26 protein-coding genes and 1 tRNA gene are annotated in these 23,127 nt (G+C 59.8%); 14 read left to right on the top strand and 13 right to left on the bottom strand.

What is annotated here, in order from left to right; translation table 11 throughout:
• Window positions 1-277: 277 nt before the first annotated feature.
• The 4 genes from VJZ71_10985 to VJZ71_10970 are packed head-to-tail and all read right to left on the bottom strand — an operon-like array spanning window position 278 to window position 2,133.
• Entirely contained in the window at window positions 278-502 is a 225-nt protein-coding gene (locus VJZ71_10985) for a hypothetical protein (GenBank protein HKQ48584.1), read from the bottom strand.
• 4 nt (window positions 503-506) lie between these two features.
• Window positions 507-1,229 carry a hypothetical protein gene (locus VJZ71_10980; GenBank protein ID HKQ48583.1) on the bottom strand — a complete coding sequence of 241 codons (723 nt, stop codon included), beginning with the start codon at window positions 1,227-1,229 and terminating at the stop codon, window positions 507-509.
• A 10-nt stretch (window positions 1,230-1,239) separates the two neighbouring features.
• Entirely contained in the window at window positions 1,240-1,860 is a 621-nt protein-coding gene (locus VJZ71_10975) for a hypothetical protein (GenBank protein HKQ48582.1), read from the bottom strand.
• Window positions 1,861-1,920: 60 nt separating this feature from the next.
• Window positions 1,921-2,133, bottom strand: coding sequence for a hypothetical protein (locus VJZ71_10970; protein HKQ48581.1), 213 nt, complete (start codon window positions 2,131-2,133; stop codon window positions 1,921-1,923).
• 531 nt (window positions 2,134-2,664) lie between these two features.
• Between VJZ71_10970 and mobF the strand changes: the two genes are divergently transcribed.
• Together mobF and VJZ71_10960 are read left to right on the top strand one after the other, a co-directional pair.
• A complete protein-coding gene (mobF, locus tag VJZ71_10965; protein HKQ48580.1) occupies window positions 2,665-5,307 on the top strand; it encodes a MobF family relaxase in 2,643 nt (880 codons plus the stop codon).
• Window positions 5,297-5,713: a hypothetical protein gene (locus tag VJZ71_10960; GenBank protein HKQ48579.1), complete on the top strand. Its 417-nt coding sequence runs from the start codon at window positions 5,297-5,299 to the stop codon at window positions 5,711-5,713. The genes mobF and VJZ71_10960 overlap by 11 nt, the downstream gene beginning before the upstream one ends.
• 37 nt (window positions 5,714-5,750) lie before the next feature.
• On the opposite strand, the gene VJZ71_10955 is transcribed toward VJZ71_10960, so the two are convergent.
• The 3 genes from VJZ71_10955 to VJZ71_10945 all read right to left on the bottom strand — a co-directional run bounded on the left by VJZ71_10955 (window position 5,751) and on the right by VJZ71_10945 (window position 8,855).
• Entirely contained in the window at window positions 5,751-7,232 is a 1,482-nt protein-coding gene (locus tag VJZ71_10955) for a hypothetical protein (protein HKQ48578.1), read from the bottom strand.
• Between the two features lie 298 nt (window positions 7,233-7,530).
• Entirely contained in the window at window positions 7,531-7,743 is a 213-nt protein-coding gene (locus tag VJZ71_10950; protein HKQ48577.1) for a hypothetical protein, read from the bottom strand.
• Window positions 7,744-7,865: 122 nt separating this feature from the next.
• Window positions 7,866-8,855: a tyrosine-type recombinase/integrase gene (locus tag VJZ71_10945; protein ID HKQ48576.1), complete on the bottom strand. Its 990-nt coding sequence runs from the start codon at window positions 8,853-8,855 to the stop codon at window positions 7,866-7,868.
• Between the two features lie 201 nt (window positions 8,856-9,056).
• Between VJZ71_10945 and VJZ71_10940 the strand changes: the two genes are divergently transcribed.
• The 12 genes from VJZ71_10940 (at window position 9,057) to VJZ71_10885 (ending at window position 19,791) form a co-directional block, all read left to right on the top strand.
• Window positions 9,057-9,968, top strand: a complete 912-nt coding sequence (locus tag VJZ71_10940; GenBank protein ID HKQ48575.1) for a hypothetical protein — start codon at window positions 9,057-9,059, stop codon at window positions 9,966-9,968.
• Window positions 9,969-10,051: 83 nt separating this feature from the next.
• Window positions 10,052-10,708, top strand: a complete 657-nt coding sequence (locus VJZ71_10935) for a hypothetical protein (GenBank protein ID HKQ48574.1) — start codon at window positions 10,052-10,054, stop codon at window positions 10,706-10,708.
• Between the two features lie 13 nt (window positions 10,709-10,721).
• Window positions 10,722-11,561: a ParB/RepB/Spo0J family partition protein gene (locus VJZ71_10930; GenBank protein ID HKQ48573.1), complete on the top strand. Its 840-nt coding sequence runs from the start codon at window positions 10,722-10,724 to the stop codon at window positions 11,559-11,561.
• Window positions 11,562-11,737: 176 nt separating this feature from the next.
• Window positions 11,738-13,246, top strand: a complete 1,509-nt coding sequence (locus VJZ71_10925; GenBank protein HKQ48572.1) for a TraM recognition domain-containing protein — start codon at window positions 11,738-11,740, stop codon at window positions 13,244-13,246.
• A 14-nt stretch (window positions 13,247-13,260) separates the two neighbouring features.
• Window positions 13,261-13,851 (top strand): hypothetical protein, encoded by a 591-nt coding sequence (locus VJZ71_10920; GenBank protein HKQ48571.1) that lies wholly within the window; start codon window positions 13,261-13,263, stop codon window positions 13,849-13,851.
• A gap of 22 nt (window positions 13,852-13,873) precedes the next feature.
• Window positions 13,874-14,170: a hypothetical protein gene (locus VJZ71_10915; protein ID HKQ48570.1), complete on the top strand. Its 297-nt coding sequence runs from the start codon at window positions 13,874-13,876 to the stop codon at window positions 14,168-14,170.
• 55 nt (window positions 14,171-14,225) lie between these two features.
• Complete coding sequence (locus tag VJZ71_10910; GenBank protein HKQ48569.1) at window positions 14,226-15,254, top strand: TerB family tellurite resistance protein; 1,029 nt, start codon at window positions 14,226-14,228, stop codon at window positions 15,252-15,254.
• A 62-nt stretch (window positions 15,255-15,316) separates the two neighbouring features.
• The gene (locus tag VJZ71_10905) at window positions 15,317-15,556 is read left to right on the top strand and encodes a hypothetical protein (GenBank protein HKQ48568.1); all 240 of its coding nucleotides are present in this window, start codon (window positions 15,317-15,319) and stop codon (window positions 15,554-15,556) included.
• Window positions 15,549-15,896, top strand: a complete 348-nt coding sequence (locus VJZ71_10900; GenBank protein HKQ48567.1) for a DUF1580 domain-containing protein — start codon at window positions 15,549-15,551, stop codon at window positions 15,894-15,896. Before VJZ71_10905 ends, VJZ71_10900 begins: the two co-directional genes overlap by 8 nt.
• Window positions 15,897-16,620: 724 nt before the next feature.
• Complete coding sequence (locus VJZ71_10895) at window positions 16,621-17,997, top strand: 7-cyano-7-deazaguanine synthase (protein ID HKQ48566.1); 1,377 nt, start codon at window positions 16,621-16,623, stop codon at window positions 17,995-17,997.
• Window positions 17,997-19,181, top strand: a complete 1,185-nt coding sequence (locus VJZ71_10890; protein ID HKQ48565.1) for an XRE family transcriptional regulator — start codon at window positions 17,997-17,999, stop codon at window positions 19,179-19,181. The genes VJZ71_10895 and VJZ71_10890 overlap by 1 nt, the downstream gene beginning before the upstream one ends.
• Window positions 19,156-19,791, top strand: coding sequence for a hypothetical protein (locus tag VJZ71_10885; protein ID HKQ48564.1), 636 nt, complete (start codon window positions 19,156-19,158; stop codon window positions 19,789-19,791). The genes VJZ71_10890 and VJZ71_10885 overlap by 26 nt, the downstream gene beginning before the upstream one ends.
• A gap of 96 nt (window positions 19,792-19,887) precedes the next feature.
• Here the strand turns inward: VJZ71_10885 and VJZ71_10880 are convergent, their stop codons facing one another.
• From VJZ71_10880 to VJZ71_10855, 6 genes are all read right to left on the bottom strand, one after another.
• Entirely contained in the window at window positions 19,888-21,060 is a 1,173-nt protein-coding gene (locus VJZ71_10880; GenBank protein HKQ48563.1) for a site-specific integrase, read from the bottom strand.
• Window positions 21,061-21,182: 122 nt separating this feature from the next.
• Window positions 21,183-21,254 (bottom strand) — tRNA-Gly (locus VJZ71_10875).
• 241 nt (window positions 21,255-21,495) lie between these two features.
• Window positions 21,496-21,687: a hypothetical protein gene (locus tag VJZ71_10870; GenBank protein ID HKQ48562.1), complete on the bottom strand. Its 192-nt coding sequence runs from the start codon at window positions 21,685-21,687 to the stop codon at window positions 21,496-21,498.
• Window positions 21,688-21,690: 3 nt separating this feature from the next.
• Window positions 21,691-22,140: a hypothetical protein gene (locus VJZ71_10865; protein HKQ48561.1), complete on the bottom strand. Its 450-nt coding sequence runs from the start codon at window positions 22,138-22,140 to the stop codon at window positions 21,691-21,693.
• A complete protein-coding gene (locus VJZ71_10860; protein HKQ48560.1) occupies window positions 22,137-22,409 on the bottom strand; it encodes a hypothetical protein in 273 nt (90 codons plus the stop codon). The genes VJZ71_10865 and VJZ71_10860 overlap by 4 nt, the downstream gene beginning before the upstream one ends.
• Window positions 22,409-22,972 carry an isochorismatase family protein gene (locus tag VJZ71_10855; GenBank protein ID HKQ48559.1) on the bottom strand — a complete coding sequence of 188 codons (564 nt, stop codon included), beginning with the start codon at window positions 22,970-22,972 and terminating at the stop codon, window positions 22,409-22,411. The genes VJZ71_10860 and VJZ71_10855 overlap by 1 nt, the downstream gene beginning before the upstream one ends.
• Window positions 22,973-23,127 lie beyond the last annotated feature (155 nt).

The following is a 23,127-nucleotide window of genomic DNA, read 5'->3' as shown; positions in this document are numbered from 1 at the left end:
CGGTTCGTAGGCAGGGATTGCCGGGTGGTCGTTCCGTTTCGGAACATGGGGAAGGGCCGGATTGACTGCCGTATAAGGCCGTCGCCGTCGGGTTCTCACCGGCGGCTGGGACCCGACGCGACCGGCCGGGAGGCGAGGCGCTTGGTCACGCCTTCGCCGCACCCATCTGCCGGTCAGGCTCCGAGCCGGAGGGATTCTCTTTGTATTTCAAGGGCAAGCGGCGTGACAGGCGCGGTCACGCCTGGCGCGACCGTTGCGATCCGCACGGATGGTCCGATCAGGATTTGTCGGCGAGTCTTTCGGCGCAATTCTGCTGTCGCATGGCAGCCTCATCGATAATGGCCTGCATCAGGTCGAGATATGCCTCACCCTCCGGGCCGCCGAGTTCTTCGGCGTCCTGCATTGCGGCGAGCACTTCGTTGAAGACAAACCTCGCGGCGGGTGTCAGCTCGCGGGCACGCACCTGCGTACAGTAGGAAATCCGTTCTTTGTTGTCGGTCATAGGCTTACCTCTGAAACACCATGCACACGTCGTGCAGGCCGGGAATGAAGGATGATCGGTACACCTTCCGGCTGCTCGACGCCCCGTGGCTGAAACGGATGATGTCGGTGCAACACTGCCGCAAGCCCGCGTCGAAGGCAAGTCGTTTCGTGTGATAGACGAGGGACACGAACCCGGCCTGGCGGTCGCAGTAGTCGCCCATCAAGACGGCGAGTTTTCCGTTGGGCGTCAATGCGTTGGCGCAGTTGGCGATCACCGCCGCGTAGCGTTCGAGGAACGCATCGAGCGTCGGCGTGCGCGACAGGTCGCGCGAATCCGCCGCGTAGAGCTTCTGCCGCCAGTACGGCGGATGAATCCACACGAAGTCGAAGCGCTCGGCCGATAGCTGTGTCGGGTCGGCGGCATCGAATCCGCCGTGGATGTCCCTGGAATCGCACGGGATTTCCAGTTCTCGACACACGTCGCGGCAGGTGCCGCTGCCGCTCATCGGGTCGAAGACGGTTCGCGGCCGGAAGTAGAGCAGCAGGTCGCGAATCAAGTTGCCGCCGCAGTTGCCGGGATAGCCGCGGTCGCCGTATTCGCCGGCGCGGTCGAAGTGATACAGGCTTGTGAGCCTGGGCACCGGACTGCGGTTGACCGGAGCGAGCGGGAGTTTCGCATAGCGAGGCGGGGCGACTCGCGGCACGGATGCCGGAATTCGACGGGAGTAGAAGGGGTTGATCGTCATGTCGGCCTCCCTAAATGTGTGCATCGACGATGACGACGCGGCAGTCGGAATGGCACTCGAAGATGGCGCGGGCCTGGTCGTCCCAGTTCTCGTTTTCGGTCAACAGGATGGCCCACCAGCCCATGCGGCCGCGCTCGTGCCACGTTCCTTCGGGTGTGATGATGGCGTGCGGTATCTTGCCGCGCTCGATGGCCTGCTGCGTCGTGGCCGTGTTGTCCTCGACGCGCTCGCCGCCGGTCTCGATGTCGTTGATCCAGCCGTCCCATCGGCCGCCGATGACGTACCAGTCCCATTTGCTGTCCGGGTTGTACGTCGATAGCGGCTCGCCCTGGGCGTTGAAACGCTCGTGGACCTTCAGCCGCTCGCGGTAGCGCTCCTCGGGCGTCGTGCGACGCAGGTCTTCGATTTCCTGGCGGCACTTGTCGAGGTCGTAGTGCGGCTCCTTTCGGCTGACGATCAGTTCCAGCCGGCGGATGGTGTCGGCAATCTCGGTCGCGGCTTCCTGCGGCGAGTAGCAGACGTACGGGGGGACTTCGATGTGCTCGCAGAAGCGGTGCATCTGGCGTTCGATGAAAGCGGGAATGTCGGCCACGAACTGCGGCACGAGTATCGCTACGGTGTAATGGGTCATGTGAGAATCCTTTCTCGAAAAAGGGGGCGGGCCGCGAAGCCCGCCCCGGTTGAACAGCGGTTATTCCTTGTTTTCCGAAACGACACGCAGGGTGATGCGTCCGTCGAGCGGCACGGCCTCGATCTGAAGGTTGAAGCCCTTGCCGTCGGCGTGCGCCCAGGCGGCGCCGATGCGGGTCCAGATGGCCTTTGCGCCTTCGCGGTCGCGCACCTGGTACGCAACGTGCGTCGGGGTCTTGGACGGTTGTCCGGAAGTGTTCTTGGCGTCAGTCATGATTCGTCTCCTTTTCAAAGTGTCCGGCCGCGCCCATCGCGGCCTGATGGCACTGCAAAGAAAGCCGCGACAGTCCGGGGGCCTCGGCCAAGCGCAGCGCACCGGTCACAGCGGAAAATGGTGGGACCCTTCAGGGGAAACGATTTTCTGCTTGACCGGCCCGGCGGCGGCTTTAAGTGCCCATCAGCAAGGCCGCGCGGCGGGGCTGGCACGAAAAGGAAAAGACGAAGCCCTGATGACAAGGCACGACGGCAGTTCCAAGCGAAGCCCGATGCACGCTACAGGTGCAAAGCGAATGACAGGCGTCTGGACTCGCTCGCGGTGAGCCATGCGTCCCGCGCAGGCAGGGGTTGCAACCGGCGCATGCCGTGCATCAATGCGGGACGGACGCGCCTGCCTGTTAACGGGAAACGAGTGCTGTTCACCGTGGGCGGCCGCGGCTTGACACCTCTCGCGTGAAAGCCGTGAAAGAAACGCGCGACTCGTGCAGGAAGTAACTAATTCTCAACCATTGCGAAGTAGAATTGAGGCATGCTTCGCATCAATCAGAACACCGCGCCCGATGGCGCGAAGAGCTACTATTCGACCGCCGACTATTACTCGGAAGGTCAGGAGCTTACCGGGCACTGGCGCGGAGAAGGGGCGAAGCGCCTTGGGCTGTCCGGCGCAGTCGAGCAAAAAGACTGGGATGCGCTCTGCGACAACATCGACCCGAATACCGGCAACGCACTGACGCCGCGGCAGAATTACGGGCGGCGCGTCGGGTACGACTTCAACTTCCACGTGCCGAAAAGCGTGTCGGTGCTCTACGGTCTCACGAAAGACGAGCGAATCCTCGAAGCGTTCCGCGAGTCGGTCGATGCGACCATGCACGACATCGAAACGGAAATGAAAACCCGCGTGCGGCTTGCCGGCAGGAACGAGGACCGCACGACCGGCAACATGGTGTGGGGAGAGTTCATCCACACGACGGCGCGGCCGGTGGACGGCGTGCCGGACCCGCACCTGCACGCGCACTGCTTCGTGTTCAACACGACCTGGGACGGCATCGAAGAGCGGTGGAAGGCGGGCCAGTTCGCGGGCCTCAAGCGGGATGCGCCGTTCTTCGAGGCGGTGTTTCATTCGCGGCTGGCGCGGCGCATGGAGGAACTGGGCCTTCCCGTGCAACGGACTCGGCACGGCTGGGAGCTGGCCGGCGTGCCGAAGGCGGCGCTTTCCAAGTTCTCGCGGCGAACGGCGCTCATCGAAGAACAGGCGCGGGAGAGGGGCATCACCGATGCCGAAACCAAAGGCGAGCTTGGGGCGAAGACTCGCGAGCGCAAGCGCAAGGATCTGACCTTCGATGAACTCGGCCGCGAATGGAAGTCGCGGCTCACGCCGGAGGAACTGGCGGCGCTTGAAGGGATCAAGGCACGCGTTGGGATGGACAGCATCGCGGAGGATGACCGCGCCGCGGGCGACGCCGTCGCCAAAGCAATCGAGCATTCCTTCGAGCGCAGCTCGGTGCTGTCTGAACGCAAACTCGTGACGGCGGCGCTCAAACGCTCGTACGGCGCGGCCTCGGCCAGGACCGTCCTGCAGAAGCTCGGCGGCGCGAACCTGGTGCGCGGCGAACGTGACGGGGAGCAGCTCGTCACGACCGGCGACGTGGTCGCCGAAGAGCGGCGCATTATCGACTTCGCGCGTCAGGGCAGGGGCACTTGCCGCAAGCTCGGCAAGGGCGAGCACGTCTTCACGCGCGAATGGCTCAACGCCGACCAGCGAAGCGCCGTGCTGCACGTCCTCAACTCGCCCGACCGCGTCATGCTCATTCGCGGCGGCGCGGGCACCGGCAAGACTTCGATGATGTCGGAAGCCGTTGAAGCGATTGAGAAAAGCGGCAAACACGTCTTCACGTTTGCGCCTTCGGCCGACGCCAGCCGCGGCGTGCTCAGGGATCAGGGCTTCGCCGACGCGGAAACCGTGGCGCGGCTGCTCGTCGATGGCGAGTTGCAGGCGCGGGCCAGGGGGCAGGTGCTGTGGATCGACGAGGCGGGACTTCTCGGTACAAAGACAATGGGCCATGTGTTTGAACTTGCGAAGCAAATCGACGCCCGCGTGATTCTATCCGGGGACCGAAGGCAGCACGGGTCGGTCGAGCGCGGCGCGGCACTCCGGCTGCTCGAAGAACAGGCCGGCTTGGTGCCGGCGGAAATCCGCGAGATTCAGCGGCAGAGCGGCGCCTACAAGGAAGCGGTCAAGTCGCTGTCGCAGGGCCGGACGGAAGAGGGGCTTCATGCGCTCGACCGGCTGGGTTGGGTGCGCGAAGTCACGGATACCGATCGATACAAGATGATGGCAGAGGATTACGTCGCGACGCTGAAGAAGGGCAAGACAGCGCTCGTCGTAAGCCCGACGCACCGCGAGGGCGACTGGATCACCGATGAAATCCGCTCGAAGCTCAAGCAGACCAAGCGTCTGTCCGGCCGCGAGCGGCAGGTGCTGACGCTCCACAACACCCACTACACCGAAGCCGAGCGTGGCGACCCGATCAATCTCGAAGCCGGCGACGTGCTGGAGTTCCACCAGAACGCGAAGGGTTATGGCAAGGGCGAGCGCGTCATAATCGGCGATGAACCGCCGCCGATGGACGAAGCCGCAAAATACACGCTTTACAAACCCGGGCTGATGCCGATCGCACCGGGCGAGCTGATCCGCATTACGCGGAACGGAAAGACTGCCGACGGTCTGCACAGGCTCAACAACGGCGCGACCTACACGGTGAAGGGCTTCGACGGAAACGGAAATATCATCCTCGCGAACGGATGGAGGGTTGCGAAGGACTACGGGCATCTGAAGCATGGGTATGTTGTGACGAGCCATGCTGCACAGTCGCGCACGGTCCAGCGCGTCCTGATCGGCGAATCGGCGACCAGTCTCCCGGCGGCGTCCCGCGAGCAATTCTACGTCTCCGTCTCCCGCGGCCGCGAGCGGGCGACGATCTACACCGACGATAAGGCGGCGCTCAAGGCGGCGGTCAGCCGCTCGGACGCGCGGCTGTCGGCCACGGAACTGGTGAACGACCGCTCAACGAGGCAGCGTGCGATGACGATGGAGCGGCTGGAGCAACTGCATCCGGCCGTCGCCACAAGCGAAGCACAGCGGCAACAGGAAAGGCAGGATTATGAGCGGTAACGGTAGGCTTCTCGAAAAATACGTCGGCCGCGCCAACGGCAACGTCGATGCGGCGATCTCGCCCGACGAACCCGGAATCGACGACCTGGGCTGCTTCGGCTGGCTTCGCGGCATCCGCGACCGCGCGCTTGCTGTCGAGCTGCGGCAGGCGAACGGCAACATCGTCGCCATTCCGTATCACGGCATCGAGCGATTTGCGTTCGATCCGTCGGAAGGCATCGTGCTCACGGTGTCAGGCGGTAAAGTGCAAGTCAAGGGCCGGAACCTCAACGCCGAAGTGCAGCCGACAATTCGCCTCTTTGAGGGCCTCGCCCGTCACCGCGTGCCGTGGATTCGGGAAGTGCCGGATAGCGAGAGCCTTACGGCGGCGGGAAATGCGACGGTCGTCGATTCAATTCAGTGGTAAGTCTCGGTCAGCGATGCCGGTCGCGGTCTTCGCCCATTCACAACGAATGCTCCGGCTGCGCCTTTGCACCCCATAGCTGACACAATAAGGCGAGCAGCAATGGGACCGCCGAGGCGAAGATGACGTACATGAAATAGATGAGGTCAATGGCCGTGTGGATGCGTGTCCAGGCAATGATGTGCGGGACGAGCGCACACAGGAAATAGCCCGCATGCAGCAACGGAAAGAGCAGCGCATTGCGCCAAACATCGCGGCTCAACTGACACAGGACAAGCGCCATGCATGCAATGGCCTGCAACAGAATATAGTAAGGAATCCGGTCGCGCGGGGATTCGATATTGATGTTCAATGCGTCTTTCAGGGTGGGAATGATATGTTGCGGCTTGTAGTAGAAGAACGCCTCAAATGTTTCCTTCGGGTATTCGCTGGCGATATATAAGAACGCATTGCGCAACTGCCGCTCATACTCGGTGTGGAACAGCTCCCTTCCCACCTCATGTTCGGGGCGGTTTCTGTTTTCGGGCAGGCTGACCCAGACGCAATGGCCGTTACGGTCGCCGCCGTGCTGGTGCAGGCCCTCCTTGAAGATGTGCGTACAGTCGTACTTCTCGGCAAGGCCGGGATAGACCCATTTGGGATGCGCGCTCTGACTGATGAACACGCGATGCCAGAACCCGCCGTTGAGCTGCCCGGTCCAAATGTAGCTGAAGGGCATGGAAGCCACCCAGATCAGATTGGAAGCGACATAGAGTCCGACGATCATGGCGCCGAACCGGAGTATCAGGCGCTTTTGGACCGAGTCCCTGCGATTGGTCCACCACAGGAGCGCGAGGCCGAACCATACGGGCCAGAGCAGATACGCCGGCGTGCCGCGCACGTAAATGGCTAGCACCAGCAGCAGCATTTGAAAACCTGACAACGCGATGGCACGGCGGTCGATAGTTCGCCGTTTCGAGAAGGAGAGCAGCTCATAAAAGAGATGGATACCCGGTATGATGCCCAGTATGAAGAAATAGCGAAGCCCGCCGATCGACACCTGACCTACAACACTCTCCGTAGAGGTAAGCGGCGTCAGCAACATGATGGTAAGCGCGATCAGGGTAAGCTGGATTCCAATCAGCCGCCGGTCAGGGAATCGCAGCGCAAACGCCAGCGTGGAAATCCCCATCAACAACAGCATTCCGTAATGCAGCGATTTGAGGTCGGTTCCAAACAAGGCGAAGGAAAGGCTGGCAAAGATTGGGCAACCGATTCCGTTGCCGTCCGTTGTGGTCCGCAACATGTCGCCAGGCGGCAGGTGTTCTTTCAGAATCTGCTTTATCACATCCTGCGGCTTGGCGCCGGGCGTGCGGATCATGGCATAAGGCGTGACATTGACCCTCCCCAAACGCGTGCCGTAATGGGCGAAGGAAATGCCAGCCGCGATGCAGTCCGTTTCGGGGTAATAAGGCGCGTATTCGTATTGCTTCAACGAAAGCACTGAAAGGCAATAGCCCAGGAACACCAGAATGGTTGTCAAGTGCGCAATTCTGTGAACCACGGTGAGCCGCATCAATGGAGATAGAAGATGCCGAGGTGAAAATAGAGGAGGAGCATTTCCGCCATAACGAATACAGCAAGTCCAATTACAAGATATAGAAAGCGCACGGCGTCCTCAGATGTTAGCGTGTGAGGTGTACATTAATTGTGACAATCGCGCGGCGCAAGAAGTATTGTGGGAAGGGCACTCCGTCAATCTGCACGTCGTGAGAATGGTCCTCGCGACGCCAGGCCAGCTCGAAAGGGAAGCCAATCTGTGAGCGATGGGTGCGGTTGTGCTAGCGGTGCCGGCCGTGGTGGGAATCGCGCTCCGTGTCTTTCTTCAGCAGGTCGCGCAGAAGCGGGTGCAGCATCTGCACGACCGATGATGCGGCCATGACGCCCATACAGACCATCGCGATCTTGTGGAAAGCAGTGGCATCGCCGGCCGGCGCGTTGCGCGCCATATTCTGCGCCGAGTTGGCAAGGTGAAGCGGGTTCGGGTTGGTCATGAAGCCTCCAAATGGTTCGTCAAGCACTGGATCTGATCGTACCACAAGAGTGTGACAGTTTGATGACAAACATGTGTTTTAAGTGGGCCTTCGGCAGCCGTACCGTAGCAACCTGTTGTGAATCAAATGGAAATCCTTTCGACGACGTTCCGTGTTACGGTGCGATCCCGACGATCGTAGAGCCGCGTCGTGCGGGGATCGGCGTGACCGAGCAGTTCCTGCACGTCCTCCAGCGGGACGCCCTGTTCAAGCAAATCTGTCGCTGTCGTCGCACGGAAACTATGACAAGTGAGGATTGAAGGAAGCCCGGCGCCTTTTAGCCGGCGTTTGACCATGCGATGGATGTCCTTAGCCTGAAGCGGACGCTGGCCGATTTTGAGCGTCCGGCCGAGCGCGGCGCGAAAGAGCGGCGCGTCAGAGCCGCAGGGCGCGGCCGCGATGAACTCCTCGATGTAGCCCTGCAAGTCATGCCGGCACGGAATCTGCCGATCCGCGCCACCCTTCTCGTCGAATCGCAGGTAGTACTGACGGCCGTCGGAGTAGAAGTCGCGAAGCCGCAGCTTCGAGACCGCGCCGGCCCGGCAGGCCGTGTACATTAAGATGGCGAGAATTGTACGATCGCGCAGACCGATCACGTCGGACGTGTCGATGGAATGCAGCAAGGTGCGGGCCTGGGCGGGGTCGGTCGCCGGCGTCTTACCAGTGACGTTTCGCACGACCGGGCCGCGAACCGTTGATGCTGGATTTATCGCGACGGCGTGTCGCTGCACAAGGGTGTCGAAGAATTTGCGGATGGCGGCCAAGTGGAGCTTGCGCGTCGGTTTCGACGCCGGCCTGCCGTCACAGGTCGTCAGCGTCCTGATGTAGTGGCCGACGCCGCCCGGCGGGATACGGGCAAGCTCAAGCCCTTCGCCCTCGCACCACAGCAGGAAACGGTGGACGGCGTGGCGATAGGCCCTGCGGGTATAATCGCTGGCGATCTGGTCGCCGAAGAATTCGGCGTAGGCGAAGCGGGCGTTGCCGCCAGCTTCGGTGACGATGACGGGAACCTCGACGCGATCAAGGGGCGTCAACTCGCGAGCTGGTTGAAGAAGTATGGAAGTTTCACTCAAGCGACCTCCGAGACTCGAATCGTTGACGAAGCGTTAACAGGCGACGTGGGCATTAACTCGTGGGATATAACTACTTTTGTGTACCATATGAACACGGCATGGGCAATTAGAAAGTTTGCAGACAACAGACATTGACCCGTGAGGATCGTCAGTTTCAGGCGTAGGTGACCAATCGGTCATGGATAGGACGGCGAAGAGCAAATGAACGAGAAAGGTGACCGCACCCACAGTCGGCGCAATTGGCCAGGCCGACAATCGTCGGCAAAGCGCGTTAGCGCCATTGTGGAAGTCGCCCCGAATCACTTCGGCGACGTGGCGTATTCCTCGCCGACGCCGGTAGTGGTTGAGCAGCTTGTCTCTGAAGCAATGAGCGACCTGCCGGTTGATCGTTCAGGTTTTGTCGCTATCGCGCTGGCGTCCAAGCAAGGGCTTTCCGGCGTATTGGAATCGCGGTTTTATCAGGTGCGAACATCGCTCCGGAACCGTTTGTGGGACGCGCTACGGGATACGCAAGGCTCGACTCAATCGAGTATCAGTTGGCGAGATCTTTGGATTGACGTTTCTCTCCAATCAGACTACTTGTCAGCGGAACGTCGCGCGGCAAATACAGAAAGTCAATTCAGTGACGCCATATTCCGAGCGACGAAGAAGCTAAGGGAACAGGAAGTCTTCAGCTTCGGGCCTTATGAAATAAGACTACAGCTACCGGACAATGTGAAGGAAGAGAGTCGTAAGGAATACGAACAAGCGCGAAACCGTGCCGTGGCCATGTGCGACAAGGTGAGGATTGATGCCGCCCGGCTTCTTGAGCCAGCTCTGGCCGCTGAAGCTTCGCGACAGCCGCAGAGAACTTATGACGAAAAAAAGACTCTTGCAAAGTGGGTCAACGCGGAGTTGCGTCGAATCGGCCTAGCGATTCGCTGTCCCCGTACCGGCCGTCCGAGTTTGCTTCTCGCCAATGCCGGCGGGCAGCCAGGTATCGGGCGGTTTCATCTTGAGCACACAGACGCGGAGGGCCGCCGGCATCGATCCGTTACCTCGGTGGCCTTGCCTGAATTGAAGCTCATGCCTGACGAATTGACGCGCGCCCCGTACGGGGAACGTACTCGCTGAAGAATGGTAAAAAAAAATCGGCTTCGCGCGCTTGACTTCCACCCCGACGGTACACATAATGTGTACGTACGAGGGATGGGATCATGGCGCAGAGTGGTAATCAGGAGATTCGACAGGTCGGCGGAGCCAGCGGTAGCGATGTCTATCGGAGTATTGCGCAACATCAAGAAACCGAAAACTGGTTCGGCCGTGAACTTTCGGGAGTGCTCCAATCGTGGGCGGAGCGATTCATTGGTGAGTTTAAACTGGAAGTTCCTGAAGTAAGCCTCTGCATCGAAGAGCTTCCATTCTCCCGCTACGCGCATTTTCGTTACGGACACAACGGATTCGGCCTGAAGGGGGAAATCGCGTTCAACACGCGATACCTGCAAGGCCAACGGGAACAATGGCAGGTGCTGGGGACGCTCCTTCACGAGCTCCTGCACGGCTGGCAGCAGGCCCACGGCACGCCCGGCAAGGGCAACTATCACAATCGCGAATTCCGGCGAAAGGCTGCCAGCCTGGGCCTCATCATTGATACGCGAGGGGCGACGGGGTACGCGGCAGACAGCCTGTTCAAGGAAATCCTTCGCCGTTACCACGTCGAAGTTCCGACCGTCGAGACTCCGGCGGTGACGCGCCGCCATCGCGGCAATTCAAAGATGAAAAAGTGGAGCTGCGGATGCACCAACGTGCGGTGTGCTGTGACGCTGCACGCTCAGTGCCTTCAGTGTGTGCAAGTGTACCGGCTTTGCGAATAGGGAGCGGTGAGACGTGGTATCCAATCTCGATCAACACATAGCGATCAGTCGAATCGAAGTCCGCTCAAACGTCCGCGACCGAGTCGTCGAGGAAGAGCAAATCGCGCTTGCCCAGAGCATTCGTGCCAACGGAATCCTCGTGCCGCTGCTCGGCCACCGCGAAGGTGATGCGGTCATCGTCGATGACGGGCATCGCCGGCTTGACGCGGCAACTCGCGCCGGGCTGGAAGTCGTGCCGATGATCCTGACCGAGCGAGCGCCCACGGCGTCCGAACTCCTGACGCTCCAGCTTGTGGCAAACTGCCAGCGATCGAGCCTCAAGACGATGGAGCGCGTCCGTGCCATTGCCAAGTTGATGACAGAATCGGGTTGGTCTGCATCGGAAGTGTCCCTCCGGCTCGGCGGGCCGTCGGAAGCGACGATCTCAAAGTTGCTGGCGCTGCTGGTTCTGCCGCGGGAAGTGCAGGACTTGATCGATGCGGCCCGCGTTCCCATGAGCAGCGCGTACGCCATTGCGACCGTCGAGAGCGCCGACGAACGCGAGCAGCTTGTCGCGGGAGTACTGGATGGCAGCCTGAAACGCGACGGACTCGTCACGCGAGTCAAGTCGCTCAAGCGCAATCACCAGCAGCCGCGACGGGCGAAGCGACCGGCGCGCGAACGGTTCACGATTCGGGTTGGCCCCGGTCGCTCGCTGACTGTCTCCGGACCGAATCTCACGCTCACTTCGTTGATTGAGTGGCTGCAAGCGCTGCTGAAACGTATTGGCACGCTGGAGCCACAGGACATGGCGCTTGCGGACGCCGCCAAGGCGCTTTCCGCCGACGCCCCAAGCAAAGGAGTTGTGTCATGAAGTTGTTCAAGATCGCACTGGCCGTTCTGCTCGCAATTCTCAGCGGTTCGAGCGGAGGTTCGTCAAGCAGCAATAGCTGACGAGCCTGGGAATGCGGCGCTTCGTTCGCCGACGAAGCGCCGCATTGCTGATGGAGCAAACGACATGGACGGCAAAGACGACAGACGGGAGGTGGCATGATGTTCGGACGATTTCTGCGGCCGTCGCTTTTTCGCCGCAAGACGCAGGATACAAACGGGCTGTCCACAGAGCTGTTGCGCTGGTCGCGCAACGACTCCTGGACCGTCCGCGACGCGGTTGAGGGAACACTGATCCTCGGCGCGACCGGTGCCGGCAAGACAACCGGCCCTGGCCGGGCGATGGCGCTCGCCATGCTCAAGGCGGGATTTTCCGGGCTCGTGATGACCGCGAAATCCGACGAAGCGGCATTGTGGGAGTCCTACGCTCGCGCTGCCGGCAGGTTGGACGATTTGATTCTGGTGAATCCATCCCAGCCCTGGAAATTCAACTTTTTGCAATACGAATGTGAGCGAAAAGGCGTCGGCGCCGGTCTGGTGCACAACGTGGAGAATCTTCTCTGCACCGTTGCTGAACTCGGCGACCGCGGCCAATCGCAGAGCGGCGGTATGGAAGGCGACCGCTACTGGCGAGATGCAATGAAAGAACTTGCTCGCGCAGCGATTCACGTGCTGATGCTGGCCAAGGGTCGCGTCAGCGTGCCCGATCTGTATCAGTTGATCGTTTCGGCCCCGTCAAATGAAGCTGAGAAATGTTCCCGGCAGTGGCAGGAAACTTCATTCTGCTACGAGTGCTTCACGGAAGCGGCGCGACGCGAGAAGTCAGCCGACGAGGAACGGGATTTCCTGACGGACTGCGACTTTTTTCTCCAGCGCTTTCCGCGGCTCGCGCCAAAAACGAGAAGCATCATCGAATCCGTCCTGATGTCGATGGTCGATCTCCTGAATCGCGGAATTCTGCGACGCCTGTTCTGCACGGAAACAAACTTCACTCCGGAATTCCTGGATCATGGAAAGATCATTGTCGTGGATCTGCCGATTTTTGAGTACGGCGCCGTCGGTCTCTACGGACAGGGTGTCGTCAAGTACTGCTTCCAGAAGAGCCTCAAGCGCCGAACGTTCTCTTCTCATCCGACGCCGGCGTTCATCTGGATCGACGAGTGTCAATATTTTCTGATGGGCCACGATGCGATGTTCGCATCGACGTGTCGCAGCGCGAATGTCGCCTTGTGTCTGCTTTCCCAGAATGTGAGCAACATCTACGCCGCGCTGGGCGGCGCTGCGAAGGCTCAAAACGAAGCGGACTCGCTGTTCGGAAACTTGAACACCAAAGTGCTCCTGGCAAACGGCGATGCCGTCACAAATAGCTGGTCGGCCAATCTCATCGGCCGCTCGCGGCAGTTTCTCGCCAGCGGCAACAGTTCCTACGACAAAGATCATCGATGGGCGGCGGCCGTCGGGCTGGACTGGCTGGACGGCGGCGGTTCCACGTCGGCCGGATTCAGCGAAACATTTGAGTACGAGATTCAGCCGCGCGAGTGGACCACGTTGCGCACGGGCGGCCCTGCTCACGGTTGGATGGTCGATGCCATCGTTTTTCAGCATGGCCGACGTTTCAAAGCGAGCGGACGAAACTGGATCAGGACTTCATTCAGGCAGCGACCGTAACGGAGGGCATTGCCATGCACGACAACCAGTCCGGCGGAACGTTGGAAGGCTATCGCCGATTCCTCGGCGGCATCGCGTTCGTTGCGAGGACATTCGCGGTCTCGGTCGAGGTCTTCCTGCATCGAGCGGATTCATTCGGCGAGCGATACCTCGGCCTGCAAGCCGGCGCGGCGCTGCTGCTGATTTTCTTCTGGCCTGTCTTCTGCGAGTCGCACCACGACCCGACACCGATGCTCTGCTTCGCCGGGCTGTTCGTCCTGTCGTGCATGCTCGTTCGCGTGCGGACCTTCATTCGCCGGCGGCGCGGCGGTCCGCAGCCTCACACGAGATACAGCGGCACTCCCGATCTGGTGCATCGCTTCAAGCGCCTGGATGAAGTGAAGGTCAAGCAGACCGTCGAGCCGTTTCTGACGTTCGCGGTCGGGGCCGTCATGCTCAATTTCAGCCCGCCGCTCGGCGGGTATCTGATGATCGCCAGCGCCGGCTTGCTCATCTCGAACGGGCTGGCTGCGGAATACGAACGGCGTCGCGTTTCCGACATGCACGACGCCTACCTGGAACAATGCGGCGTCGCGGAACGGTTTCGCGACATGCGCGGAGAGTAATCGACGAATGTGAGGATGAATCATGGCTGACAAGAAACCGCAACCAAAGATCGGCGCCGGCCACGCTGGAGCGATGTTCCGCCAGGGCCTTGCCGAGCTTCGCGCTGCCGTCACGTTGCCCGAAGCAAATGTGCCACAGCCAACGGTACATGGGATTGCGGGCACGCGCACCCCTGGAGAGGTGATGTTGGACAAGAAACTGGAACTGCGTGATCCGGACGAACGGCCGGCGATTCTCGACAAGTACTTCAAACAGCCAGAGACCGACCGTGAATCAAACGTTCGCGAGCCGGAGCCGCGGGAACCGGAAAGGGATTGAGTGTCTTGCTTTGCAGGCTTCGGCGCTGCTTGCGCCGACGCTGGAGGTGTGAACAATGGTGACCATTCCAGAATTGGCAATCGATTGGTTGTTCCGCAAGGCAGGCGAATGGCTCGCTTCAGCCAACGGCAAGCCGGACGAACCGTCGGGACCGGAGCCTGAAGTCGGGTTTCTAAATGATGACCTCGGTCGCCGGGTTCGGATCACACTGCCGCCCGGGACCGGTGACGGACTCTACGCCTCGGTCATGATGATGACGACGGACGGAGATTATGTGAAGGCGGTCAACGAGTATGCCGACAGCGACGGCGATTTTTTCCAGTTGGATAGATTCGATGACGATGTAGCCGCGATGTACATCCCGTTCTCCGCGCTCATCTATCCAAGGGCCGGCGAATACGAGCTGCGCGTCGCGATTGTCTGTCTCGACAACGACGGCGACATCGCCGATTACCTGGGGCGCTGGGTGTACAAGTTTCGACTGCCGGCGCGCAAGAAGTGGAACAAGTGTGCGTACCTGCGTCCCCTGATTGAACTCTGCATGATCGTCGTCCGCGCCAACGGGAGCGCCGTTCCCGAGAAGGTCCGGCAGATGAGAGTTTCGCTCACCAAGTTGTTTGACATCACTCCCGCTGAACTTCCCGCGTTGCGCGATGCGGTGAAAGGCGCGTCGGCGACCAATGTACGGTCGCTGGTCGAGCAAACCTGGTTACGCTGCTTCAAACTGAAGGGTGCTGTCCTGCTCGAACTGCTGACGCTCATCGCCAAGAGCGATGGTGATCTAACAGCCGCGGAATTGACGATCATCCGCGATACGGCGCTGGCCCTCGGCGTGAAGGAATCTGAGTGGCCGTCGATCGCGGAGGAGTTGGGCCTCGCGCTCGATGATCCCTGGGAGACGCTGGGCGTACCGCGCGGCGCTTCGTTGGACGACATCAAGACCGCCTATCGCCGCAAGATATCCGAGTGTCACCCCGATCGATTCGGGCAGGTGCCGAAGGAATTTCAGGCACTTGCAACGCAGCTGACGGTCACTCTGCAATCCGCATACGAACGGCTCAAGAGCCGCTGCGAAGCATCCTGAATACTGCCGGCGGTCGAACTGCCCGGAATTCCCAGAGAGTCTAATAAGAGGAAGACAGGCTAATGGACACGATCATTGATTGCCTCGCACTCGTGATGACGTTGTGGATGCTCTACTGCTTCATCCGTCATGGCATCTATCCGGCGATTCGGCTCGTTCTTCGCATGATCGGCGCCGTTGTGCGCTTCGTCACAAGTTATCTACAGCGAGAGCATTGCGATGCGACTGCCGAGCACGTCGCTGAGGTGTGCGCCTCATCACTCATCGTGGCACCAGGCTCGCAACGGCAAGACCATGATTGATACGGGCGTTGAAAACCTGATTCCCCTCCGCGCCGTGCCGCAACTGCTTCCGTCGCGGCCGAACGGCAAGCGGTTGCACATCAGTGCCGTCTATCGCTGGACGCTGCGTGGCGTGAAAGGTATCCGACTGGAAACCGTGAGGATCGGCGGCACGACGTACACGAGCCGAGAAGCGATTCAGCGATTCTCTGAACGCCTATCCGGTTCTGAACAGTCGCCACAACTCGTCAATCCTGTCAGCCGCTCGCGGCAGCGCCAACTTGAAGAGGCGAATGCAGCGGTTGCGAAGGCGCTCGCGCATGGACCGCCCTTACAGCGTTTCGGTGCAATTAAGCACTAAACAGCGCATCGTACTCGGTGTCACCAAGTCCATCGGCGTCGCCAAACGCAAACGTAATATATTGTGCTCTCTACACTTACGAATCCACAATTTCTTGCTGCTTTCCCGTTCCCGAATCGAGTTGACATTGTCACGCCTCATGCGATACAATTCTGACATCGGAGAACCGCATGAGCGATGGGCCACACAAAAGTCTCCCTATGCGAAAGCACTGGAAATGCCTTGCAGAACGCGCTGGGACCCCGTCTTTTTGCCCCGCCGAAGTACAGGAGGCACTCGTTGTATCCCTGAAGCAAGAGTTCAAGGAAGCACAAATCGAGGAAGTCCGAGCGATTCTTGGGGGCGGCGACCAACCGATGCTTTGGCTCGATGAACGAATATCCAATCTCGACGCAGCGCGAGAATCGTGCCGCGGATCCGCAGCCGGCAACACGTTCATCGACTGCGCGATTGAAGCAGTCGCGAACGGCATGACGGGCGACACGGCGTGTGAACACGCTCTTCAAATTGCACTTGGCACCCACGCCCAAAGCTGCTGCCGGCAGATTGAGGAGCATCATTGCCGAAAGGAGCCACGCGGGGGTCCTCAAGTCCGCGCTCGACTGAATCAGGCCCGAATTCAGCTTCGCCGCGATGAACTTTCTGCGGAGCTCATGTCCAGCCGTTCTTCGACTGTAAACGCGCACTTGTCGAAGCGGTCGGGAATCGACGAGGGACCCTCTCTATGACTTTCAGCGACACCGAATCAAACGGCATTCCCGAATTAGGGATCGATGTGGTTGAGCCTGGACGCCGCGCAAGAAACGGTCGCGCGAAGCTCGAACTTAATCGCGACATCACGTTCTCGACGGCAGGGCTTGAATCCTACGCCTTTGCACGATGGGAGCCCCTGATCTACGACGCAATGGTGGTGGCCGCAACCGTTGAATGTGGTGACAGGATGCTTAAACGTCCTCAACAGGGTTGGCCGCGAAAGTTATCGCTTCGCATCCCGGTCCACGATCCAGACCGATGGCAGGCCGATTCAGTGGTTAAACCGCTTCGCGATGCGCTCGAATTCCTGACCGGAGACAACTGGTCTATTTGTTTTTCTCGGCGATTTTCCAAGGCTCAATCTCCATCGCAAGAGTATCTCAAGCTCTCAACTGATACCAAGGCCGTCATTGCATACAGCGACGGTATGGACTCTCGCGCCGTTGCATGCATCCTAGGTCAGTCACTCGGGGATGGCCTAGTACGAGTTCGGGTCGGTCCAACGAAATGGGATTGCTCGGTACATAGCTCTAAGCGTATCCCGTTCGCAACGGTGCCATATGAGACGTCCAGCACTGTGTGCAAACGAGAATCCACTGCTCGCGCTCGTGGCTTCAAATTCGCCCTAATCAGCGGCATCGCGGCCTACCTAACGCATGCGAACGAAGTCGTGATACCTGAAAGCGGACAAGGCACAATTGGACCGGCATTGGTCAGCGTCGGCCATGGATATCCTGATTACCGCAATCATCCTCTATTCACTGTTCGAATGCAGCGTTTCATCCAGGCGCTGCTCGGGAGACAGATAAAGTTCCTTCATCCGCGCATTTGGCATACGAAAGCTGAAACGCTTCGCGCAGCGGTGTCAATCTCGAATGACCGCAACATCGGCGATACAAGATCCTGCTGGCGGGACAACAGATGGAGTTCCATCAACGGTGTACGGCGCCAATGCGGTGTTTGCGCTGCGTGCATGCTTCGACGTGTAGCTGTTCACGAGGCGCATCTTAGCGAACCAGCCGACACCTATATTGCTTGTGCGATGAATGCAGCCAGCCTTGATAAGGCTGTTGTCTCTAAGTTCACCAAGCTGACAAAGGCGTTTCGCGAATATGCAATCGCAGGATTTTTGCACATGGACCATTTAGCTGAAATGGCAGATGACTGGTCACTGCCATCCACCAACACGCACGGGACGCTTTTGGCGCCGGCGCTGGGTTTGTCGGTAGAAGACGCGTGTCGGCGACTGCGGGCCATGTTATCGCGGCACGCTAACGAATGGAAGAAATACCTAGAGTCGCTTGGACCTAATTCTTTCCTGATGAAGTGGGCGCGGGGTCAATCATGATGAGGATGCTAGAAGAACAACTTCCTAACGCCGTGATCGGAGAACGGTTGCGCCTTGCCAGAGAGACGGCGAAGCTCACCCAAGCAGCGGCAGCCGATGCCATTGGTGCGGTTCGGACTACAATAGTGGCAATTGAGCAAGGTCAACGACGCGTTAGGATGGACGAACTTCAGCAGTTGGCAGTCCTTTATGGTACTTCCGCAAACGCGATTCTTCGGCGTGAGGCCGTGCATATCGATATGGTCCCACGATTTCGAAAACTCCCGCAGAGTTCGAGTCGTTCGATCGACGATGCGGTCCAACTGCTAAACGACCTCGTACGCGCCGAAGTGGAACTCGAGAACGTACTTGGCATCCGGCGGCGATTGAATTATCCACCTGAAAGGCCGCTCCTTCCAGGTGATGTACAATCGCAGGCCGAACAAAACGCACAGGAACTCCGCGACTGGCTTGGATTCGGAGCCGGCTCTATTGTGGACGTTGTCTCAATGCTTGAGCTTCAACTCGGGGTGCGCGTTTATCTTCGCCCAATGAGCGGCAAGATCTCGGGCTTGTTTGCGTATGATGAAACTGTTGGTGCTTGCATACTTCTGAATGCGAATCATCCGGCGGAGCGACTCCGACAATCTGGCATACATGAAACTGCTCACTTCTTGTCCACGCGGTTTCAACCTGAAGTTCTTACTGAGGACGAACAATTCGCCTCTCGCGAAGAAAAGTATGCCAATTGCTTCGCGCGGTGCTTTTTGACGCCCGCACGCGCCCTTAGGCAGCGATTCGCGGAGATCACAGCCGGACAGACCCATCTGACGAGGCGCCACATCATCCTCCTTGCACATGCCTTTGGCGTGTCCCGTGAGGCGATAGGCCGACGGCTTGAGGAACTTTCCCTTGCACGTGAGGGCACCTGGGACTGGTTCGTTGCCAATGGCGGCATTAGCGATGAACAAGCGACGCAAGTCCTGGGCGAACTGCCGGATAAGTGGGGCCATGCGGTAGGCAGCCGTGGGCCGGTACCGCAGCGACTGGCTTTGCTCGTGCGAGAGTCGTGGAAGCGAGAGCTTTACAGCGAGGGGCAGCTTGCGAGCCTTTTGCACCTTGACCGCCACGAGTTACGTGAACTTTTGGACGGGGCCGAAGGGGAGGAAACGGAAGCCAATGAGCTCTTCAAACTCACTCATTGATTCGTCCTCCATCTTTGTGGCCGATGCAAGTGTAGTGATCAACATTAACGCCACCAAACATGGATTGGATATCCTTCGCGCGATGCCCAACTCGCTCATCGTGACTGAGAACGCGATTGCGGAGTTGGCGCGAGGCAATTACCGAGGGCATACTGACGCCGATGAAGTCGGAAAGTTCATTGAAATCGGAGCAATTCGTTCGGCGCGCTTGGTAGAAGGGGCGATAGGAGTGTATACCTCCTTGGTTGAAGGCTCCGCCCTACGCACACTCGACGACGGCGAGGCTGCGACGATAGCACACGCGCATGCAATAAGCGGTATTGCACTCATCGACGAACGCAAAGCTCAAAGGATTTGTAATCGTGAATTCCCAAGTCTTCGAGTGGCATCCACAATCGACATTCTAATCGATGACACGATTCGTGTGGCCCTCGGCGCTCAAGGTCAAATTGCTTCGATTGTGAATGCGCTTCGTTTCGCTCGGATGCGAATTCCTCCTCAACTCGTCAGTCGGGTTGTAGATTTGATCGGTGCCGAAGTTGCTGAGACCTGCCACAGCTTGCCACGAGCATCAAGGAAAACAAGAATAGACAACGCGGCCGGGCAATAGGGCGGCGCCTTTAGATAAACGATTCAGGCTCCGGCTGCCCGCATGGGACAGCCGGAGCCTGCTCGGCAGTTGCCTGCCGGTATCGTGCTGGTCAGCCTACCCGACCTCCGCCATGATGTCAGCGGCCTTCGTGCGGTCCAGTTCCGCGTACACCTCGGTAACGGCGCTTGAGCGATGCCCCAGCACGACGCGGGCCGCTTCGATGCCGAAGCGCTTCCGCAGGTACGTCGCTGCGGAATGCCGCAGACGGTTGGGTCCCCACACCTCGATGCCGGCCTTCTCGCAGCCACGCTTGATGGCGCTGTAGTAGCTCCGCCGCGTGTAGCGGTTGCCGGGAATGCGTTTCGGCGACAGCCGGCGCTTTTTCGGCGGGTTGTTGCCCCTACGCAATCGGTCGCGGGACTGCTTCACGGCGTCCTTCGGGCTGAATAGGTACGAATCGGCCGGCCGCAGCAGATAGGGCGTGATGATCGCCTGTGCCCTGGGGCCGAGATAAATCAACCGCTCGATGCCGTGATGTTCGGTCTTGTGGCGGGCCGGCCGATAGATCCATGTCGCTTGGCTACGGTCGATGTCCACCGGCCGCATGGCCGTCACTTCGTTGGGTCGCATGCCGGTCAACTGCTGAAGCTCGATCATCGCTCGCACTTGCGGCGTCACGAACGGCAGGATCGCACTCACGCTCTCCTCAGAGACGGGACGGACCGGCCCGGGCTCGCGGGCCTCGGTGCGGCCGGCGCGAAGCGCCGCGACGGCCTGGAGGGCATGAAGCACGCCGGGAGCGACAAGCTGATTCTCGACGCCCCATTTGAACACGCGGCGGATGCGGTTGACGCGGTAGTTGATGACGCGCCGCGAGAGCTTGGCCTCGATGAACTTCTGCCGCACGGCCTTGAGCGCCATCGGGCCGAACTCGACGACGGGCGTCATGCCGTAGAACGCCTGCAGAAGGCGCGTCGCGTCCTTGATGTTCTTGGCCTCGCCGGTTGGCTCGCCGTCCTTGACGTAGTAGCGGTCGGCGTGCTCATAGTACGCGGCCAGCAGTTCGCAGATTCGGAAATCGGCGCCGGCTTTCGTCGCGGCGACAGTCGCTGCGGTCGCCGCCGGACCGGCGGCGCTCCATTCGGAAATCAAACGCTTGTAGGCGTCGATGCTCTCGGGCGAGCCGTGTGTGCCGAGATAATGGTCCTTTCCGGCGAGCGTGACGACGGCATGGCCGGACACTTTGTGAAGACGATACGACGGCAGTTTCTTGGTGAGTTTCGGCATCGTGCAGCTCCTTCTGGCGGAGCCAAAACGGTATGTACCGTTTTGCGCTCGAACCTTCGGGCTGCACTTTCCGACGCGGAAAGGCTCGCTAACTTGCGATCAGCCACTGAATTATATCTCAAAGCGGGCGATGGGATTCGAACCCACGACGTCCAGCTTGGGAAGCTGGCATTCTACCACTGAATTACGCCCGCGTAGCGTTGTGGCTTTAATTATCGAGGCTTACGCCCGCGCGGACGCGGAGCCTACATGGCCACTACTTGATTATCCTGCGGGGTGTTGAAATCGTCAAGGCAATAGCAGGACCAGCTTGAAGCCGATCCGAGGCGTAGCGGGCAGGTTTGATCGGGTTACCGAGAATCCGAGGCCGGCATTTGCAGCGGGACTCGCGAAAACGGAGCGGCCGTTTTCTGGCGCACCCATCTGAACCACCGTTCAAGACACGAATCGCAGCATCGCCAGCAGCAGGAGCATGACCGCGACGGCGAGCCACCATTTTTTCCAGCCGCCGCCCGCTGCTAAGACGGCGCGCCGGCAGACGCGCCCTCCCTCGCTGCGAATGGGTAGAACGGATTTCCGGCCCAGCACTTGGAGCGGCGGGTCTCGAAGACTCGAGCTGACATACAAGTTTCATGCTTGAGGCAGCGAATTCGCCGAACCGCATTCAGGGCAAACAGAATTCGGCTTGCGTTCGAGCATATACCCACAGGTAGAGCAACGGCCCATTGATTGGAGGATGCTGGGAAGGAGCTTCCGTGCTCGAAAGAGCATCCACTTGTTAAGTAGCCAATCCCAGACGGGAAATGCAAATAACCCGGAAATCCAGATACCGTTTGGGCCCCAACGACGAAGTAATGCGAAGTGGAAAACGACACCGAAAACACCGCCGCCCAACATGAGCAACAAAGCATGGCCCAGGCCACTGTATCGCCGAAGGGCCTCCCGCCTAATCGCGCGTTCGATTTCCGGATCATCAATACCCCAAAGAGGCGCAAAGAACGACGCCGTGCGCTTGGTCACGCTTGTTGATTTCAGTTTGCTCACGTAACCTACCGGATTGGCGGATTCTTCATAGTTCAAAAGATAAATCGCAGCATCGCCAGCAGCATGAGCATGACCGCGACGGCGAGCCACCATTTTTTCCAGCCGCCGCCGGGAGCGGTCGGCGTGATCCAGTTGCCGCAGCGCGGGCACTTCTGCGTATCTTCGGTCACGCGGGCGCCGCACTCGGGGCAGGCCATTTCCGGCAACGCGTCGTCTACATCGTCGTCATCGTTGTCAAGATCCGAAGACAACGGCGCGTCGGGGTCGCTCCCCGCGTCGTCCCACGAATCGTCGCCTTTCGGCATTACTTGACAAGCCTGAGGATGTCTTTGAAGCGCGGGTGATCGCAGCGCTCGACCATTTCGAAGATCAGCGCCTCGACCGTGGAGATCGTGACGCCTGCCTGGCGCATCCGCGCGAGCGAGGTGCGCATGTCGTGCGTCCGCCGCGAGCCGACAGCGTCGACAGCGACGAACGGCGTGTAATCGACGCGCAGCAGGTCGAGGGCCGTCTGCTGGATGCAGACGTGGGCCTCCAAACCGGCGAGGATGACGTGCTCGCGGCGGGTCTGTTGCAGGGCCTCCCGGAAATTCTCGTCGCGCCAGGCGCTGCAGGTCGACTTGACCAGGGGGCCCTGCGCGCCAGACAGAACATCCTTCAACTCATGGTCGGTGCGGCCCAGCCCGGCCGGATTCTGCTCGGTATAAAGAATGGGAATATCCAGCATCTTGGCCGCGCTGATCAGCTTGACGATCCCCCCGACGAGTTCGTCGGTGCGGGTAGTGGTGACCGCCCCGAGCATCCGCTCCTGCACGTCCACGACGACCAGGGCCGCCAGTGACGATTCCAGTACTGATACGTGCGGCATTGGTCGGTCCTCGAAGCAGCCAGGAGCGGCTGATCTACAAAAGGCGAGTATAACCCGCGCCATATAACCCCTCAAACCGGGTGCATTTGCGCTTGGAATTGCCTGACCAAGCCGGTAAGATGGTAGGCGTCGGGAATTCCTCGCCTATTCTCGTC

The sequence above is a fragment of the Phycisphaerae bacterium genome, assembly GCA_035275405.1.
Classification (GTDB): domain Bacteria; phylum Planctomycetota; class Phycisphaerae; order UBA1845; family UTPLA1; genus DATEMU01.
The sequence above is the reverse complement of the archived record's forward strand: the minus strand, read 5'-3'. Positions and strand labels throughout refer to the sequence as shown.

Bases quoted from the DNA above. Each gene is read 5' to 3' on its own strand.
- VJZ71_10985 (HKQ48584.1), bottom strand. From the start codon at position 502: ATGACCGACAACAAAGAACGGATTTCCTACTGTACGCAGGTGCGTGCC.
- VJZ71_10980 (HKQ48583.1), bottom strand. From the start codon at position 1,229: ATGACGATCAACCCCTTCTACTCCCGTCGAATTCCGGCATCCGTGCCG.
- VJZ71_10975 (HKQ48582.1), bottom strand. From the start codon at position 1,860: ATGACCCATTACACCGTAGCGATACTCGTGCCGCAGTTCGTGGCCGAC.
- VJZ71_10970 (HKQ48581.1), bottom strand. From the start codon at position 2,133: ATGACTGACGCCAAGAACACTTCCGGACAACCGTCCAAGACCCCGACG.
- mobF (HKQ48580.1), top strand. From the start codon at position 2,665: ATGCTTCGCATCAATCAGAACACCGCGCCCGATGGCGCGAAGAGCTAC.
- VJZ71_10960 (HKQ48579.1), top strand. From the start codon at position 5,297: ATGAGCGGTAACGGTAGGCTTCTCGAAAAATACGTCGGCCGCGCCAAC.
- VJZ71_10950 (HKQ48577.1), bottom strand. From the start codon at position 7,743: ATGACCAACCCGAACCCGCTTCACCTTGCCAACTCGGCGCAGAATATG.
- VJZ71_10940 (HKQ48575.1), top strand. From the start codon at position 9,057: ATGAACGAGAAAGGTGACCGCACCCACAGTCGGCGCAATTGGCCAGGC.
- VJZ71_10935 (HKQ48574.1), top strand. From the start codon at position 10,052: ATGGCGCAGAGTGGTAATCAGGAGATTCGACAGGTCGGCGGAGCCAGC.
- VJZ71_10925 (HKQ48572.1), top strand. From the start codon at position 11,738: ATGATGTTCGGACGATTTCTGCGGCCGTCGCTTTTTCGCCGCAAGACG.
- VJZ71_10920 (HKQ48571.1), top strand. From the start codon at position 13,261: ATGCACGACAACCAGTCCGGCGGAACGTTGGAAGGCTATCGCCGATTC.
- VJZ71_10915 (HKQ48570.1), top strand. From the start codon at position 13,874: ATGGCTGACAAGAAACCGCAACCAAAGATCGGCGCCGGCCACGCTGGA.
- VJZ71_10910 (HKQ48569.1), top strand. From the start codon at position 14,226: ATGGTGACCATTCCAGAATTGGCAATCGATTGGTTGTTCCGCAAGGCA.
- VJZ71_10905 (HKQ48568.1), top strand. From the start codon at position 15,317: ATGGACACGATCATTGATTGCCTCGCACTCGTGATGACGTTGTGGATG.
- VJZ71_10900 (HKQ48567.1), top strand. From the start codon at position 15,549: ATGATTGATACGGGCGTTGAAAACCTGATTCCCCTCCGCGCCGTGCCG.
- VJZ71_10895 (HKQ48566.1), top strand. From the start codon at position 16,621: ATGACTTTCAGCGACACCGAATCAAACGGCATTCCCGAATTAGGGATC.
- VJZ71_10890 (HKQ48565.1), top strand. From the start codon at position 17,997: ATGAGGATGCTAGAAGAACAACTTCCTAACGCCGTGATCGGAGAACGG.
- VJZ71_10885 (HKQ48564.1), top strand. From the start codon at position 19,156: ATGAGCTCTTCAAACTCACTCATTGATTCGTCCTCCATCTTTGTGGCC.
- VJZ71_10880 (HKQ48563.1), bottom strand. From the start codon at position 21,060: ATGCCGAAACTCACCAAGAAACTGCCGTCGTATCGTCTTCACAAAGTG.
- VJZ71_10860 (HKQ48560.1), bottom strand. From the start codon at position 22,409: ATGCCGAAAGGCGACGATTCGTGGGACGACGCGGGGAGCGACCCCGAC.
- VJZ71_10855 (HKQ48559.1), bottom strand. From the start codon at position 22,972: ATGCCGCACGTATCAGTACTGGAATCGTCACTGGCGGCCCTGGTCGTC.